A 16,799-nucleotide genomic window follows, 5' to 3' on the forward strand; every position below is an offset into this window, starting at 1 on the left:
TTAAAGATAAATACACTAATTGTAAGTACTAAAATCCGATTCAAATGGAACTAATCTTAAGAGAATACAATCTCAAATTAAAACATACATTCACGATTTCGAGAGAATCGATAGACTTTCAGCCTTCTTTGATTGTGGAATTAAAAAGTGATGGTTTCTCTGGTTTTGGCGAAGCAACTTCCAATCCGTATTACAAGACAACCGTTCCGGTGATGATGCAGGATTTAGAAAAAATTCGCACCATAATCGAAAACACTTCAGATGAAACACCCGAAGAATTCTGGTCAAAGATTCATTCGTATTTAAAACAAGATATGTTTGCGTTATGCGCTTTGGATATGGCATACAATGATTTGTATGCTCGTAAAAAAGGAAAGAAATTATATCAACTGTGGAATTATACCATCGATAAAAATCCATTGACCGATTACACGATTGGGATAGCTTCCATTGAGAAAATGGTTGCTAAAATGAAGGAACTGCCTTGGCCTATTTATAAAATTAAACTGGGAACCAAAGAAGATATTGCCATTGTAACCGAACTCCGGAAACATACGAATGCCATTTTTAGAATCGATGCCAATTGTGGCTGGGATATGGAAGAAACCATAAATAATGCAATTGAGTTAAAAAAATTGGGAGTGGAATTTTTGGAACAACCCATGAAAGCTGACAATTGGGAAGGACACAAGGAAGTTTTCAAACATTCGGTCTTACCGATTATAGCTGATGAAAGTTGTATTATTGAAGAAGATGTGGCCAAATGCCACAATCATTTTCATGGTGTAAATGTCAAATTGGTAAAATGTGGCGGATTAACTCCCGGAAGACGAATGATTGAGGAAGCGAAGAAATTAGGATTAAAAACGATGGTGGGTTGTATGACAGAATCGACGGTAGGAATATCAGCTATTGCGCATTTATTACCGCAATTGGATTACGTGGATATGGACGGAGCTTTGCTTCTGGCAGAAGATATTGCCACCGGTGTAACCATAGATTTTGGAAAAGTAAAATATTCTGACTTAAACGGAACCGGGGTAACTTTAATTTAATTTTAAATGAAAGTCAACCAATTTCCGGATCGAAAAATTGAAATATATAACGAAGATTACCTCTATTTTGGAGGAACGGCTTATTTGGGTTTACCAACGCATCCCGAATTTCAAAAACTGCTCATCAAAAATATTTTGCAATGGGGAACGGCTTATGGAAGTTCGAGAAGTGCCAATATTCAACTGTCTGCCTACGAAAATGGAGAACGATTTTTAGCCGATTTCATCAAAGCGGATGCCGCTCTCACCCTTTCTGCTGGCATGCTGGCGGGAAAATTAGTAATTGAAGCATTAACAACTAAAACCGATTGCTTTTTTCATTTTCCGGATACACACACTGCCATCAAAGCACAAAACAGTCTTCCTTTTTTCATTGGAGAAAAATTAAATCCTCGTTTGCTAGATAAAGCAACTGAAAGAATTACGATACTAACCGATTCGGTTCCTTCTTTTCATATAAAACCAATCGATCTTTCTATTCTGAATTCGATTCCGTCCAATAAAGAAATTACTTTAGTTATAGATGAATCCCATTCGCTGGGAATTTTAGGAACAAATGGTTGCGGGATTTTTTCGACAGTTGATCTACCCAATATTAAAAGGAAAATTATGGTAGCCTCCTTAGGCAAAGCCTTTGGATTGACGGGAGGTGTAATTGCAAGCGATTCTGAATTTATTAATCAGATGACAACTCACGATACTTTTGTCTCCAGTGCCGGAATGAATGCTGCCTTTGTACAAACCATGGCTGATGCAGCTGCAATTTATTTGCAACAGCATCAAAAGTTAAAAGACAATTTAAACTACATTGATACTCATTTGATTAAAAACGAAGCTATTCATTTTGATCCAAATTACCCACTAATTTATCCAGTTATCGAAGGGCTAAATGATATTTTCACCACCAATAAAATTATAGTAACCAATTTTAAATACCCGACCGACGCTAAGGAGTTAAACAGAATTGTAATTACTGCCAATCACACAAAAGAAGATTTGGATACAATAATTCGCATTCTGAACCAAAACCAATTCTAAATCTAAAATTGTGGTCCAATTGCTTTTAAACCGTACCTTTGTAAAAAATTAGAATATGATGACAAACAACGATATCTTTAAAAAACTTCGCGTCGCTTTAATGTTGCGTGACGATCAAATAGTTGAAATATTAGAATTAGTAGATTTTAGAATCACTAAATCAGAATTGGGTGCTTTTTTCCGTGATGAAAAACATGAAAATTATATGGAATGTGGTGACCAGGTGTTGCGTAACTTCTTGAATGCTTTGGTAATTCACCTGCGTGGAACGAAAGAAAACCCTAAAAACCCGAACGATGTTTTAGCCAAACATAAAGCTCAAATTCCTGCGAAAGAAGGGGCTTCAGAAAGACCTGAGTTTAAAGCGAAGCCAAGAGATGCAGAAAAATCAAGAGGTGACGAAGCACCCTCAAAATCAAAACCCGCTGCAAAAAGGACTTCCAAGAAGGAATTTCCAAAAGGAAACAACAAAATTCAAGTGGTAGAAAAAGTGAAATTTAATTTCGGCAAGAATAAAAAATCGTAATTATGAAAACGGCTTTGATTATTGGCAGCACCGGTTTAATAGGTTCCCAACTATTGAATCTTCTTTTAGATAGCAACGATTATCTAAAAGTGATTACGTTTGTAAAAAGAGACACCGGAATAAAGCATCCAAAATTAACGCAACACATTATTGATTTTGACAAGCCAGAATCCTATAAGGATTTAGTCGTTGGTGATGATTTCTTTTGCACCATTGGCACAACAATCAAAAAGGCGGGAAGTAAGGAAGCATTTAGAAAAGTGGATTTTGAATATCCACGTCAGTTCGCAGCTTTTGCGTTAAAAAATCAGGTCAAACAGTTTTTGATAATTTCGTCTCTTGGTGCAGATGCACAATCCGGAAATTTTTATTTGAAAACAAAAGGAGAAATTCAAGATTTTCTTAAAGATTGTAATTTCGAAAGCATTTCTATTTTGCAACCTTCACTCCTTTTAGGAAACCGAACTGAATTTAGATTCGGGGAAAAAGTTGGTGCCTTTTTTATGAAAACATTATCTTTTTTATTTCTTGGAAATTTGAAAAAGTATAAACCTATTGAGAGTAAAACAGTATCAAAAGCACTTTTGAAAATTGCACAAAAAAATAATACAGGTTTCAAAATATACGAATCGGATGTGATTCAAGAAATTGGAAACTAATACAATATCAAAATCCTGAATGAGAGTTCAGGATTTTTTGTATAATATTTTGTCATAAAAACTTTAAGAACTACAGCTTAACATAGAACACCCTACTTTATCTCTGGCCCAATCGGGTCTTTTGGCAAACCATTTTTGCGAATTCGGTTGTTCATCATAAGGATTTTTAAGCATTTCGAATAATTCGTTTAACAAAGAATAATCTCCCTTATCCGCGTCATCAATACACAATTGCGCCATGTAATTTCGCAATACATATTTTGGATTCACTTTATCCATTTGTTTTTTCCTGACAAAATCTGAAATAGCTTCTTCATTGATTCGAATGCTGTATTTCTCCAACCAATCGTACCAACCTTTCAAGATAGTTTCATCCAAATCCTTTTCGTTATAAAAAGCCTCTTTTATGGAATTGAAAGCGGTTATTGTGGTATTATTTTTAGTAACATTACTCAAGTTTCTAAAGAAAATGGTCATGTCCGTTTCTACCTTTTCAAGTAATTGAGTTAAACTCTGAATCAAAACTGCATCTTGTTCTTTTTTGATTTGCAAACCGAGTTTATTTTGCATCATATTCAAATACTCTTTTTCGTAATCAATGCTAAAAGTATCTAAAATAGCTTCAAGTGGTTTTGCATCTTCAATCAATGGATACAAAGAATTGGCCAATTGATACAAATTCCATAACGCAATTTCAGGTTGATTGCCAAAACGGTATCTTTTATGTTGGCTATCCGTTGTATTGGGCGTCCAAGTGGAATTGTAGTCTTCCAACCAACCGTAAGGTCCATAATCAATGGTGATGCCGTGAATAGACATATTATCAGTATTCATAACTCCATGAACAAAACCTACGCGTTGCCAGTGTACAATCATGTTCAGCGTAGTTTGGGTAACTTCTTGAAAAAAAGCAAGATATTTTTCGACACCTTCTTTTTTAATATGAGGAAAATGATGTTTGATGGTGAAATCTGTCAATAATTTGAGATTAACATGATCTTGTCGCGAAGCAAATAATTCGAAACTTCCAAAACGGATAAAAGATGGAGCCACTCTACAAACGATGGCGCCTTTTTCATACGCCGGATTTCCATTGTACATTACATCACGTAATACTTGATCTCCAGAAAGCATCAACGAAAGCGACCGTGTTGTTGGAACACCCAAATAATGCATCGCTTCGGCACATAAATGCTCCCTAATAGAAGATCGTAAAACCGCAAAACCATCTGCCGTTCTGGAATATGGTGTTGGTCCCGCTCCTTTTAGCTGCAAGGTTAATGTCTTATTTTCATGAACAACTTCAGTAAGATTAATGGCACGACCATCTCCTAATTGTCCGGCCCAATTTCCAAATTGATGTCCGGCATAATTCAAAGCATACGGTTTCGTGCCTGAATAAACGGTACTTCCTGAAAAAGTATTTAAAAAATCAGCTGAAAATAAATCTTCTTGAGAAAGACTAATAGCGTTAGCCACTTCGGTTGAAGCATGAATCAGCGAAGGATTTGAAGGTTTTTTTGGCAACACATACGAATAACAAGCTTTATGAACCTGTCTTGGAACATTGATTTCATTGGAATCCGCAGGCAATTCAGTCGTAAAATTATTTTGAATATGGAGTTTCATTTGGTAACAGATTAATATGAGTGAGAAATACTTAATGTTAGAATAATGTAAAGGTATTGGATACGCTACACATAAATGAATTCTTATAATAACTTTATTTTATAACCAAAGTAATTTTATTTATAAACAGAAAAAAGCTCACTTTACAGTATTCATCAGCATATAAATTTATAACAAAAAAAATCCTGAGCTTTCACTCAGGATTTTCAATATATAACTATTTTCTAATTAAGAAAGTGCTGCTTTAACTTGATCAGCTGCCTCTTGAAATTCAACAGCAGATAAAATTGGCATTCCTGAATTATCAATTAATTCTTTTGCGATAGCTGCATTGGTACCTTGTAAACGAACAATGATTGGTACTTTAATTGCATCACCCATATTTTTGTAAGCATCAACAACTCCTTGCGCCACACGGTCACAACGAACGATTCCACCAAAAATATTAATCAAAATTGCTTTTACGTTAGGATCTTTTAAGATAATACGGAAAGCAGTTTCAACACGTTTTGCATCAGCAGTTCCACCTACGTCAAGGAAGTTAGCAGGCTCAAAACCAGCATATTTGATTAAATCCATTGTTGCCATTGCTAAACCAGCTCCGTTCACCATACATCCTACTGTACCGTCAAGATCTACATAGTTTAATCCTACTTCTTTTGCTTCCACTTCGATTGGGTTCTCCTCACGAATGTCACGCATATCAGCATATTTCTTTTGTCTGTATAAAGCATTATCATCGATATTTACTTTAGCATCTACAGCCATAATTTTATTATCAGATGTTTTTAAAACCGGATTGATTTCGAACATCGAAGCATCTGATCCAATATATGCATTATATAAAGAATCGATAAATTTTACCATTTCTTTGAAAGCATTTCCTGAAAGGCCTAAGTTAAAAGCAATTCTTCTTGCTTGAAAACCTTGCAATCCAACAGAAGGATCAATTTCTTCCGTAAAAATCAAATGTGGAGTGTGTTCCGCAACTTCTTCAATATCCATTCCACCTTCAGTAGAATACATAATCATGTTACGACCCGTAGCTCTATTCAATAAAACAGAAACATAAAATTCTGAAGTTTCACTTTCGCCAGGGTAATATACATCTTCCGCGATTAAAACTTTGTGTACTTTTTTACCTTCAGCAGAAGTTTGAGGTGTAATCAATTGCATTCCGATGATTTGCTCTGAAATCTCTTCAACTTGTTGTAAATTTTTGGCAAGTTTCACTCCACCACCTTTTCCACGTCCACCTGCATGAACTTGGGCTTTTACAACATACCAACTTGTACCCGTTTCGGCAGTTAATTGTTTTGCAGCAGCAACAGCTTCTACTGGGCTATTAGCAACGATTCCGCGTTGAATGCGAACTCCGTAGCTAGCTAAAATCTCTTTTCCTTGATATTCGTGTATGTTCATAATATAGAATTTGTCTGGCTTCTGAATTTCTTTCAGAATAAAAGTGCCACAAAAATAGCAAAATTAAACTTAACTGTTATTTTTTTTTTAATTTAATATGCAACATTTAGTACGTTTATTCTATACTAGTCCAACCTTGGATTAAAAAAATAAAATTTAAAAATTGCGCGCTAATTTGTTATAAAAAAATAAAAGAAATTGGAAGTACAACATTTCTTTCAAAATCATGAGCTTCAACGCATTTTATACATTTCTTTTTTATCAATAAATCATTTCGGAAGTGTTTATATATTGTTATTGCGATTTATTGAAGCCTTTTTTGCTTTTACAGTAAAAATAGACCTGTTTTGGCTTTTACACCTATTATATCCTACCAAATCTTTAATTTTGTAGAAAAAATATTAAGCATGAAAGTTAAAGAACAAGGCCTTTATTTGCCCGAATTTGAACACGACAATTGCGGCGCAGGATTTATTTGCAATTTAAATGGAATTAAGTCCAATGACATCATACATAAAGCATTAGATATTTTAATAAAATTAGAGCATCGTGGAGCTGTGAGTGCTGATGGTCGAACTGGTGATGGAGCAGGAATTCTATTTGATATTCCCCATGATTTTTTTAAAAAAGTATGTGATTTTGAAATTCCGGAAATAGGACAATATGCTGTAGGTATGCTTTTTATGCCAAAAAGTATAAACCAGGTTGTCTTTTGTAAAACAACTTTTGAAACTTCCATAAAAGATCAAAATTTAGAAATATTAGGATGGAGAGATGTTCCTGTAGACGCTACTAATTTAGGGCAAATTGCAGCGGAGAAAGAGCCAACCGTTAAGCAAGTATTTGTTGGCAAAAACGGATTGGAGCTTACCGAGCAACAATTCAATGCCAAAATGTTTGCTGCCAGAAAAATTGCGGAACACACTATTAGAAATTCAAGAATTTCTGAAAGTCACATGTTCTATTTTTCTAGTTTTTCTACAACAACAATCATATACAAAGGTCTGTTGATGCCGGAAGACATCAGTAGGTATTATACTGACTTAACCGATGATGACTTAGTTACCAGACTGGCTTTAGTTCACCAACGCTTTTCGACGAATACCTTTCCTTCATGGGAATTGGCTCAGCCGTTCCGATACATGTGTCACAATGGAGAGATAAATACCCTTAGAGGTAACATCAGCAGAATGCGTGCTCGTGAAGAATTAATGAAAAGTGATGTTTTTGGTGACGATATCAAAAAACTGTTTCCTATTATATTAGAAGGAAAATCAGATTCTGCTTCTATGGATATGGTAATCGAATTGTTACTGATGACAGGACGTTCTTTACCCGAAGCAATGATGATGGTTGTCCCTGAAGCTTGGGAAAAACACCAAACGATGTCAGAAGAGAAAAAAGCATTTTACGAATATAATGCTTGTATCATGGAACCTTGGGATGGTCCCGCTTCTATTCCATTTACAGATGGAAATGTTATTGGTGCTTTATTAGACAGAAATGGTTTGAGACCTTCTCGTTATACATTGACAAAAAGTGGTTTCGTTATCATGTCTTCAGAAATTGGTGTTCTTGACATCAAACCGGAAGATGTGATTAAACATGGTCGTTTAGAGCCAGGGAAAATGTTTTTGGTAGACATGAACGAAGGAAGAATCATTGAAGATGATGAGATAAAAAATGCTGTCGCTACCAAACGTCCTTATAAAAAATGGTTAGACGAAAATTTATTGCAATTAGCTCAAATTCCTTATACTGATAATGCTATTCCAACGGAGAATATCGATTTTGAAACAAGACAGCGTTTATTTGGTTATACCATAGAAGATCTAAAAACTATAATAAACCCAATGGGAATACAAGGTGTTGAACCTTTAAGTTCTATGGGTAATGATACTCCGCTAGCCGTTTTATCAGATCAACCACAATTGTTATACAACTATTTCAAACAATTATTTGCTCAAGTTACCAACCCGCCATTGGACGGTATTCGTGAAGAAATTATTACTGATATCAGTTTAGCAATTGGTGGTGATTATAATATTTTTGATATTGTTCCAAAACATTGTAAAAAATTAAAAATCCAAAATCCAGTTATCTCAAATGAGGATTTAGATAAAGTAAGAAACATAAATCATGCTGATTTCAAATCCGTAACTATTTCTACTTTATACGATATCGAAAAAGGAGTAAACGGATTGGAACGCGCTTTGGAACGAGCGGTTCAGGCTACTTTTAAAGCTGTTTCTGAAGGTTGTAATATTGTGATCATTTCAGACAGAGGCGTAAGCGAAAAAATGGCTCCAATACCTATGCTATTGGCTTGTTCTTATATTCATCATTCACTAAATATTTTAAAAGTTCGTTCGAAATTTGGAATTATAATTGAGTCCGCAGAACCTCGTGAGCCACATCATTTCGCATTGTTATTTGGTTACGGCGCAAGTGCAATAAATCCTTACATGGTAAATGAAATCATCCATGACCAAGTGAACCAAGGTTTTATAAATGGTGTAAAAGCAGATTATGCTATTAAAAATTATAATAAAGCGATTGCAAAAGGGATTCTGAAAATCATGAACAAAATTGGTATCTCTACACTACATTCGTATAGAGCGGCACAAATTTTTGAAATTTTAGGATTAAATAAAACATTCACCTCTAAATATTTCCCTTATACGCCTTCCAGAATTGAAGGAATTGGTCTAATGGAAGTGGAAAAAGAAATCAAAAAAAGATACCAAAAAGCTTTCCCAAATTCAAAAGTGGCTAATTTATTGTCGCTTGAAATTGGAGGGATCTACAGATGGAGAAGAACTGGCGAAAAACACATGTTTAACCCAACGACGATTTCTAAATTACAACAGGCGGTTCGTTTAAACAGTCCGGAAAGTTATAAGGAATATGCAAATATGGTCAATGACCAAAGCAAAAACCTAATGACTATTAGAGGTTTATTTGAATTCAATAATTTGGATCCAATTTCAATTGATGAAGTAGAACCTTGGACAGAAATTGTTAAAAAATTTAAAACTGGCGCCATGTCTTATGGATCTATCAGTCAGGAAGCCCACGAAAACTTGGCAATTGCCATGAATAGAATTGGTGGGAAAAGTAATTCTGGAGAAGGTGGAGAAGATTCTAAAAGATTCCAAAAAGACTTAAACGGTGATTCTAGAAATAGTGCCATTAAACAAGTTGCCTCAGGAAGATTTGGTGTATCTATCAATTATTTGACAAATGCCAAAGAGATTCAAATAAAAATGGCTCAGGGTGCAAAACCTGGAGAAGGTGGACAATTACCCGGCGAAAAAGTAGTGCCTTGGATTGCTGCTGTAAGAAATTCAACTCCTTATGTTGGACTAATTTCGCCCCCGCCACATCACGATATTTACTCTATTGAGGATTTATCTCAATTGATTTTTGATTTGAAAAATGCCAATCGTGAAGCACGTATCAACGTCAAGTTAGTTTCTGAAGTTGGTGTTGGAACAATCGCTGCCGGTGTTGCTAAAGCAAAAGCAGATGTAATTTTAATTTCAGGATACGATGGAGGAACAGGAGCCGCTCCATTAACATCATTACAACATACAGGTATACCTTGGGAACTTGGTTTAGCCGAAGCCCAACAAACTTTAATCCTAAATGATTTAAGAAGTCGTGTGGTCTTAGAATGTGACGGCCAATTGAAAACAGGACGTGATGTCGCAATTGCTGCTTTACTTGGTGCTGAAGAATTTGGTTTCGCAACAGCACCGTTAGTTGCCTCTGGTTGTATTATGATGAGAGCGTGTCACTTGAATACCTGTCCAGTAGGTATTGCGACACAAGATCCAGAATTGAGAAAAAATTTCAAAGGAACGCCGGAGCATATCATTAACTTCATGTATTTTATTGCTGAAGAGTTAAGAGAAATCATGGCGCAATTAGGATTTAGAACGCTAAAAGAAATGGTGGGACAGTCTCAAAAATTGAATGTCAACAAAGCCATCAAACATTATAAAGCAAGTGGATTAGATCTGTCTACCATTTTATATAAGCCCGAAAAAGCGAAAGTAGTTCCAAATCATAATACCACAGAACAAGACCATGCTTTAGAACATGTACTTGATTTTGATATCATAAAAGCGGCTATTCCTTCCATTTACAGGAAAGAAAAAACAAGAGTTACTTTTGATATCAAAAACACAGATCGTTCCGTTGGAGCTATACTGAGTAATGAAATTTCAAAAATATATGGCGCTCAAGGATTACCTGAAGACACAATATTAGTTGACTTTACCGGCTCTGCAGGACAAAGTTTCGGTGCTTTTGCAACCAATGGTTTATCATTCAAAATTCATGGAAACTGTAATGATTATCTAGGAAAAGGACTTTCAGGTGGTAAATTAATTATCAAAGTCCCACCTACTGCAACATTCAAACCAGAAGAAAATATCATCATTGGTAACGTTGCACTTTACGGAGCAATTACAGGTGAAGCTTATATCAATGGTATGGCTGGAGAACGTTTTTGTGTGAGAAATTCCGGGGCAACAGCCGTTATTGAAGGAATTGGAGATCATGGGTGTGAATATATGACTGGAGGAACTGTCGTGGTTCTAGGAAAAACGGGAAGAAATTTCGCAGCGGGTATGAGTGGTGGTATCGCTTATGTTTATGATCCAAATAATAAATTCGATGCAACATTGTGCAATATGGAAATGGTTGCTTTTGAAACCTTAGAAGATGAGGATGTGACAAAACTAAGACGCTTAATTCGAAATCATTCTTTGTATACTAACAGTCAATTAGCCAAAAGGATTTTGGAAGATTGGGAAAATCAAAGCAACCATTTTGTAAAAGTAATGCCAACAGATTACAAAAAAGCATTACAGAGATTGGCCGAAGAAAAAAAAATTGAAGAACTAATAGCACTATAGTTATGGGAAAGATAGGTGGATTTAAAGAATATAATAGAACGAACGAAAGTAATATAGTTGTAGAAGAACGTGTATCAAATTATAATGAATTTACAATTCCGTTAGCCAAAGATCAAATAAAAGAACAAGGTTCAAGATGCATGGATTGTGGTATTCCTTTTTGTCACAGTTCGTGTCCGTTGGGAAATTTGATTCCTGATTTTAATGATATGGTGCATCAGGAAGAATGGGAAAGTGCATTAGAAATTTTGCAATCAACAAATAATTTTCCAGAGTTCACAGGAAGATTATGTCCTGCTCCCTGTGAGAAATCATGTGTTTTAGGTATAATCAGTGAACCAGTAGCTATTGAAAATATTGAAAAAAATATTATCGAAAGAGGTTTTGCTGAGGGATGGATAAAACCGCAAATTCCAGCTACAAGAACAGGAAAAACAGTAGCTGTCATAGGCTCTGGCCCTGCTGGTTTAGCAGCGGCACAACAATTAAATCGTGCAGGACATACTGTTACGGTTTTTGAAAGAGACAATGCAATTGGTGGATTATTACGTTACGGAATTCCAAATTTCAAATTAGAAAAAGGGATTATTGACAGACGTGTTAAAGTACTGGAAGCGGAAGGAATTACTTTTAAAACAAATATAAATGTTGGTGTAAATTATAGCATTGAAGAATTAAATTCTTTTGATTCCATCGTGTTATGTGGTGGTGCAACTGAAAGAAGAAGCTTTCCAACAGAAGGAATTGAAAGCAAAGGAGTTGTTCAGGCAATGGACTTTCTAACACAACAAACTAAAGTATTATTCGGAGAATCAATTCCGGATCAAATCAAAGCAACTGGTAAAGATGTAATCGTTATTGGTGGTGGAGATACTGGTTCTGATTGTGTGGGAACTTCAAACAGACATGGAGCCAAATCAGTTACTAATTTTGAGATATTACCAAAACCACCAGTTGGAAGAAGTGAAACTACTCCTTGGCCATTTTGGCCTTTACAATTAAAAACTTCCTCTTCACATGAAGAAGGTTGCGATAGAAACTGGTTAATTAATACCAAAGAATTCATTTCTAATGAAAGCGGCCAATTAACAGGATTGAAAACTGTTGAAGTGGCCTGGAAAATGACATTAGGACAAAGACCTGAATTAATTGAAAAAGAAGGTTCAGAAAAAATATGGCCTTGCGATTTGGCTTTGTTAGCACTTGGATTTACAGGTCCGGAGAAAACATTAAGTGATCAATTGGGATTGGAAGTAGATTTTAGAACCAATTATAAAGCAACAAATTATCAGACAAATGTTCCTCATATATTTACTGCTGGTGACATGAGAAGAGGCCAATCACTAATTGTTTGGGCAATATCTGAAGGTCGTGAAGCGGCTAGAGAAGTAGATAATTATTTAATGGGTTTCACTAATTTACCTACTAAAGGCAACGGAGATTTACCTAATTTATAATAGTGACCAATTGAAAATAATTAAAATTCAGCTTGTAAAAAAAGAGATTAAAAACAATAAATACACAAAAAGTGTTTGTTTTCAAACATTTTGTTACAATTTGTTATAATCTTAGTTTTTATTTGTTCGTATCAATAAAGATAATAAATTTGCATAAAAATAATAGCAATGCAATCAAAAGACTTAGTACAATTAGCGGAACAATTCGGAAGCCCGATATATGTTTATGATGCCGAAAAAATACAATCTCAATACAACAGATTGTCAAAAGCTTTTTCTAAAGTAAATAAGTTACGCATCAATTATGCGATGAAGGCATTGTCTAATGTTGCAATCCTTCAATTACTAAAAGAAATGGGATCTGGTTTAGACACCGTATCAATTCAAGAAGTAATGCTGGGTTTACACGCGGGTTACGAGCCCGAAAAAATATTTTATACCCCAAATGGAGTCTCTCTAGAAGAAATTGAAGAAGTTAATGCAATGGGAGTTCAAATAAATATTGACAACTTGTCAATATTAGAACAGTTCGGAACAAAATATCCACACGTTCCTGTTTGCATTAGAATAAATCCTCATGTTATGGCAGGTGGAAACGCCAATATCTCTGTGGGTCATATTGATAGTAAATTTGGTATTTCTGTTCATCAATTACCTCATTTAGTTCGTATAGTTGAAAACACAAAAATGAACATCGTAGGTATTCACATGCACACCGGATCTGATATTCTTGACATTGAAGTGTTTTTATATGCCGCTGAAATATTATTTGATGCTGCAAAAAACTTTAAAAATCTGGAGTTTCTAGACTTTGGAAGCGGATTTAAAGTACCCTACAAAAAAGACGATATAGAAACCGATATTGAAGAACTAGGAAAAAAATTATCTAAAAGATTCAATGCTTTTTGTGTTGAATACGGAAAAGAATTAACCTTGATATTTGAACCAGGAAAATTTTTAGTAAGTGAAGCAGGCTTCTTTTTAGCAAAAGTTAACGTCGTAAAACAAACTACATCAACAGTTTTTGCAGGAATAGATAGTGGTTTTAATCACTTAATACGACCAATGTTTTATGGTTCACAACATCACATTGAAAACATCTCGCACCCTAAAGGGAAGGAACGTTTTTATTCCGTAGTTGGATATATTTGTGAAACAGATACTTTCGCAAATAACAGAAGAATTTCCGAAATAAAAGAAGGCGATATTTTATGTTTCAGAAATGCTGGAGCATATTGCTTCTCAATGGCATCTAATTATAATTCAAGATACAAACCGGCAGAAGTTTTGTGGATAAAAGGAGAAGGACATTTGATTCGAGCTCATGAAACTTTTGAAGATTTATTAAAAAATCAAATCGCGTTACCACTTGCAGTAACAGCAGTATAAAATAAAATTCCCATTTGCCAAGGCAAATGGGAATTTTTAAAATAAGGGCAATTCTAATTATTTATTTTTTAATAGCGTTTCCAAAACTTCCGATTCAGTTCCATTAGGAAATGGAATCTTCAACATTTGTGAAAGTGTCGGTGCAATTTGAGTAATGTATTTTTTAGTATGCATTTCTCCTTTTGGCACTTGCCATCCATAAAAAAGCAATGGTACATGAGTATCATAACTATTGGGTGAACCATGTGTTGTTCCTGTAGCTTGATATTCCATATATCCAGCTTTATCAAGTATAACTATATCGCCATTTTGTCTTGGATCATAGCCTTTTGAAATAAAATTTAAAAAGTAATCATTTCCGGTAGAAGCCAAAATTTCTTCCTCAGTATACACTCTTTTAACCTGTTCTTGAGTCATCAAAAAGTCTTTAAAACTTTGTTTCACTGTCGTCAATTCTAGACCTTCTTGCTTTATACTTTCTTTATTAAAAAAAAGATTAAAGTTAGAATAATCCAATATTAAATCAGCACCAAACGTGTCGTTAGAATGTTTTTTTAACGCTTCAACAATGTCTTTTGAGGGAATATTTTTCACATTGTATTTATTGTCCTTTAGATAATTTGGATTTTCAGCTCCAGCATGATCAGCAGTCAGAAAAAGTAAATAATTATCCTCACCAACCGTTTTGTCTAAATAGTTTAGAAACTGAGCTAAAGTTTGATCTAAACGTAAATATGTATCCTGCAACTCCATCGAACGTGGACCAAAAGTGTGTCCTACATAATCCGTTGAAGAAAAACTAACAGTAAGAAAATCAGTAATATTATCTTTTCCAAGACCTTCCTTTTCTATAGCTTTCATGGCTAATTCTGCCAAAAAATCATTCCCAAAAGGTGTAGTCCGCAAAACATCAGCCCCTTTTTCTTTATATATCTTACTTAAATCATATGGAAAAATAGGTGCGTTAGCTTTATCTAATTTCCCTTCATATGGATTATCATCAGGAAGACTTTCATTGTAAGCGGCTATGGGCTTCAATAAATCCCAACCTTTGTCGATATAATTCATATACCGCTTTTCTTGATTGAATTCAGTTACCCAATTAGGTAATGCTGAACCATAAAAAGTACTAGAAATAAAAGCTCCAGTTTTACTGTACCAAAATGCCCAATTCGCAAAATGACCCGCTGGTAAAATAGCCCCACGGTCTTTTATACTCATCCCAATTACTTTTCCTTTAAAATTTGTCGCCATTCGCAATTCATCTGTAATGGTAGTACTTAGCAAATTCTTTGGAGACATAGCTCCCTCTTTTTCAGCTCCGTCACCTACTGTTTTAACTGAAGCATCATCAGTACAATACATATCTTTTCCAGTTGCTTTATTAAACCAGTCATTCCCTATAATACCATGAGTTGACGGAGTAGTTCCAGTGTAAATACTAGCATGACCCGGTGCAGTATATGTAGGTACATAATTGTAATGCATATTATGAAAAGTATATCCATTATTCATCAATCTTTTAAAACCATTCGCAGAAAAATCATCCGAAAAACGGTATAAATATTCCATCTTCATCTGATCTACAACAATACCAACAACCAATTTTGGTCTCTTTTGAGCTTGCATATTTAAAGCCATAAAAAATGCCAAAAACAAAATAATTTTTTTCATATTATATTTTTATATAGTTCACCAAAAATACAATTTAATGTTTAAAAATAGGACAGAACAAAAACTTAAACATAATAAATTAATCTTCTCTTAACTCAATTAAAATGAGAATTCAAAAAAAATATAGGCCCTTGAAATAAAAAGACTCTTCTAATTCCAATATGCCAGATTAAATTTTAAATTTGAATTAGTTTAAAATAAAGTAGTTATGGAAATGTCTGACAATGAAAATACTGTGTACAAATCATTTGATGAAAATTATTTATCTGAAGAATTATTACAAGCATAATGGGCAGAGTTTATAGAACTAAAGAACGTAATTGCTGAAATATACTAAAAAAAAGGAGATCCTGTAACCATATTAGACGTAGGAATTGGTAATGCTCGAATAGTAAAACATTTAAGTGCAATTCCCGAAATGTGGAATATGATTAAATTATATGACGGTATCGATAATGCCGAAATATGTGTTAATTTAGCTCGTAACACAGCCAACGAACTAAATATTGAAGATAGAGTGACCGTTTATTTTTTAGATGCTGTAAAATTAAATCAATTACAAAAGCAGTATGATTTAATTATTATAACTTGGTTTACTGCAGGTAATTTTTATTCTGAAAACTTCCCTTTTGAAAATTATAATTTATTGTCAGAAAAAATCGATTTATCAAAAAATAAAAAATTTGATACTATTTTCACCTTTGCCTATAAAATGCTGAATGCTAATGGAGAAATTTTAATTGGAGCCTGTTATATTGACAATGAGAATACGAGAAAAAAAACAAGAGCTCTCGTATAAAAAAATGGGAATGACTGTAATAACTGATGCTAAAGATAGCTTCACAGCTACTAAAGAAAGATTTTGGTCACAAAGATTTACTACGAAAAGAATATATACATATTTTAAATTTACTAGATTCAACTAATTAATGCAACTTTAGGGAAAAGATAAAGATATTTTTTCAAAAGAAAGGACTTTAAAGTCCTCTCTCTCGAATGGAATAAATGTTCTTTATTTGCTCCTG

General features: G+C 34.3%; 11 protein-coding genes. 8 read left to right on the forward strand and 3 right to left on the reverse strand.

Annotation, left to right across the window (positions count from 1 at the left end):
* The first annotated feature begins 44 nt into the window (after window positions 1-44).
* Genes ACFX5E_RS13815 through ACFX5E_RS13830 form a run of 4 tightly spaced genes read left to right on the forward strand, consistent with a single transcriptional unit; the run spans window position 45 to window position 3,278 of the window.
* Window positions 45-1,055 carry a dipeptide epimerase gene (locus ACFX5E_RS13815; RefSeq protein ID WP_379855748.1) on the forward strand — a complete coding sequence of 337 codons (1,011 nt, stop codon included), beginning with the start codon at window positions 45-47 and terminating at the stop codon, window positions 1,053-1,055.
* 6 nt (window positions 1,056-1,061) lie between these two features.
* The gene (locus tag ACFX5E_RS13820) at window positions 1,062-2,093 is read left to right on the forward strand and encodes an aminotransferase class I/II-fold pyridoxal phosphate-dependent enzyme (RefSeq protein ID WP_379855749.1); all 1,032 of its coding nucleotides are present in this window, start codon (window positions 1,062-1,064) and stop codon (window positions 2,091-2,093) included.
* A 58-nt stretch (window positions 2,094-2,151) separates the two neighbouring features.
* A complete protein-coding gene (locus ACFX5E_RS13825; protein WP_379855757.1) occupies window positions 2,152-2,619 on the forward strand; it encodes a DUF1456 family protein in 468 nt (155 codons plus the stop codon).
* A gap of 2 nt (window positions 2,620-2,621) precedes the next feature.
* A complete protein-coding gene (locus tag ACFX5E_RS13830) occupies window positions 2,622-3,278 on the forward strand; it encodes an NAD(P)H-binding protein (protein ID WP_379855750.1) in 657 nt (218 codons plus the stop codon).
* A 63-nt stretch (window positions 3,279-3,341) separates the two neighbouring features.
* Here the strand turns inward: ACFX5E_RS13830 and ACFX5E_RS13835 are convergent, their stop codons facing one another.
* Together ACFX5E_RS13835 and sucC are read right to left on the reverse strand one after the other, a co-directional pair.
* Window positions 3,342-4,907, reverse strand: a complete 1,566-nt coding sequence (locus ACFX5E_RS13835; protein WP_379855751.1) for a protein adenylyltransferase SelO — start codon at window positions 4,905-4,907, stop codon at window positions 3,342-3,344.
* 228 nt (window positions 4,908-5,135) lie between these two features.
* On the reverse strand, window positions 5,136-6,329 hold the full coding sequence (sucC, locus tag ACFX5E_RS13840) for an ADP-forming succinate--CoA ligase subunit beta (RefSeq protein ID WP_103999911.1): 1,194 nt from the start codon (window positions 6,327-6,329) through the stop codon (window positions 5,136-5,138).
* Between the two features lie 407 nt (window positions 6,330-6,736).
* Between sucC and gltB the strand changes: the two genes are divergently transcribed.
* From gltB to lysA, 3 genes are all read left to right on the forward strand, one after another.
* Window positions 6,737-11,254, forward strand: coding sequence for a glutamate synthase large subunit (gene gltB / locus ACFX5E_RS13845; protein WP_379855752.1), 4,518 nt, complete (start codon window positions 6,737-6,739; stop codon window positions 11,252-11,254).
* Between the two features lie 2 nt (window positions 11,255-11,256).
* Window positions 11,257-12,711 carry a glutamate synthase subunit beta gene (locus ACFX5E_RS13850; RefSeq protein WP_379855753.1) on the forward strand — a complete coding sequence of 485 codons (1,455 nt, stop codon included), beginning with the start codon at window positions 11,257-11,259 and terminating at the stop codon, window positions 12,709-12,711.
* 168 nt (window positions 12,712-12,879) lie between these two features.
* Entirely contained in the window at window positions 12,880-14,100 is a 1,221-nt protein-coding gene (gene lysA / locus ACFX5E_RS13855) for a diaminopimelate decarboxylase (protein WP_379855754.1), read from the forward strand.
* Between the two features lie 57 nt (window positions 14,101-14,157).
* Here lysA and pafA read toward each other — a convergent pair whose 3' ends face one another.
* Entirely contained in the window at window positions 14,158-15,774 is a 1,617-nt protein-coding gene (gene pafA, locus ACFX5E_RS13860; protein WP_379855755.1) for an alkaline phosphatase PafA, read from the reverse strand.
* A 358-nt stretch (window positions 15,775-16,132) separates the two neighbouring features.
* On the opposite strand from pafA, the gene ACFX5E_RS13865 reads away from it, so the two are divergent.
* Window positions 16,133-16,573 carry a hypothetical protein gene (locus ACFX5E_RS13865; protein ID WP_379855758.1) on the forward strand — a complete coding sequence of 147 codons (441 nt, stop codon included), beginning with the start codon at window positions 16,133-16,135 and terminating at the stop codon, window positions 16,571-16,573.
* Window positions 16,574-16,799 lie beyond the last annotated feature (226 nt).

Source organism: Flavobacterium xylosi (assembly GCF_042787345.1).
Lineage (GTDB): Bacteria > Bacteroidota > Bacteroidia > Flavobacteriales > Flavobacteriaceae > Flavobacterium > Flavobacterium xylosi.

Coding starts and splice junctions, on each gene's coding strand:
- ACFX5E_RS13815 (WP_379855748.1), top strand. CDS start 45: ATGGAACTAATCTTAAGAGAATACAATCTCAAATTAAAACATACATTC.
- ACFX5E_RS13820 (WP_379855749.1), top strand. CDS start 1,062: ATGAAAGTCAACCAATTTCCGGATCGAAAAATTGAAATATATAACGAA.
- ACFX5E_RS13825 (WP_379855757.1), top strand. CDS start 2,152: ATGACAAACAACGATATCTTTAAAAAACTTCGCGTCGCTTTAATGTTG.
- ACFX5E_RS13830 (WP_379855750.1), top strand. CDS start 2,622: ATGAAAACGGCTTTGATTATTGGCAGCACCGGTTTAATAGGTTCCCAA.
- ACFX5E_RS13835 (WP_379855751.1), bottom strand. CDS start 4,907: ATGAAACTCCATATTCAAAATAATTTTACGACTGAATTGCCTGCGGAT.
- sucC (WP_103999911.1), bottom strand. CDS start 6,329: ATGAACATACACGAATATCAAGGAAAAGAGATTTTAGCTAGCTACGGA.
- gltB (WP_379855752.1), top strand. CDS start 6,737: ATGAAAGTTAAAGAACAAGGCCTTTATTTGCCCGAATTTGAACACGAC.
- ACFX5E_RS13850 (WP_379855753.1), top strand. CDS start 11,257: ATGGGAAAGATAGGTGGATTTAAAGAATATAATAGAACGAACGAAAGT.
- lysA (WP_379855754.1), top strand. CDS start 12,880: ATGCAATCAAAAGACTTAGTACAATTAGCGGAACAATTCGGAAGCCCG.
- pafA (WP_379855755.1), bottom strand. CDS start 15,774: ATGAAAAAAATTATTTTGTTTTTGGCATTTTTTATGGCTTTAAATATG.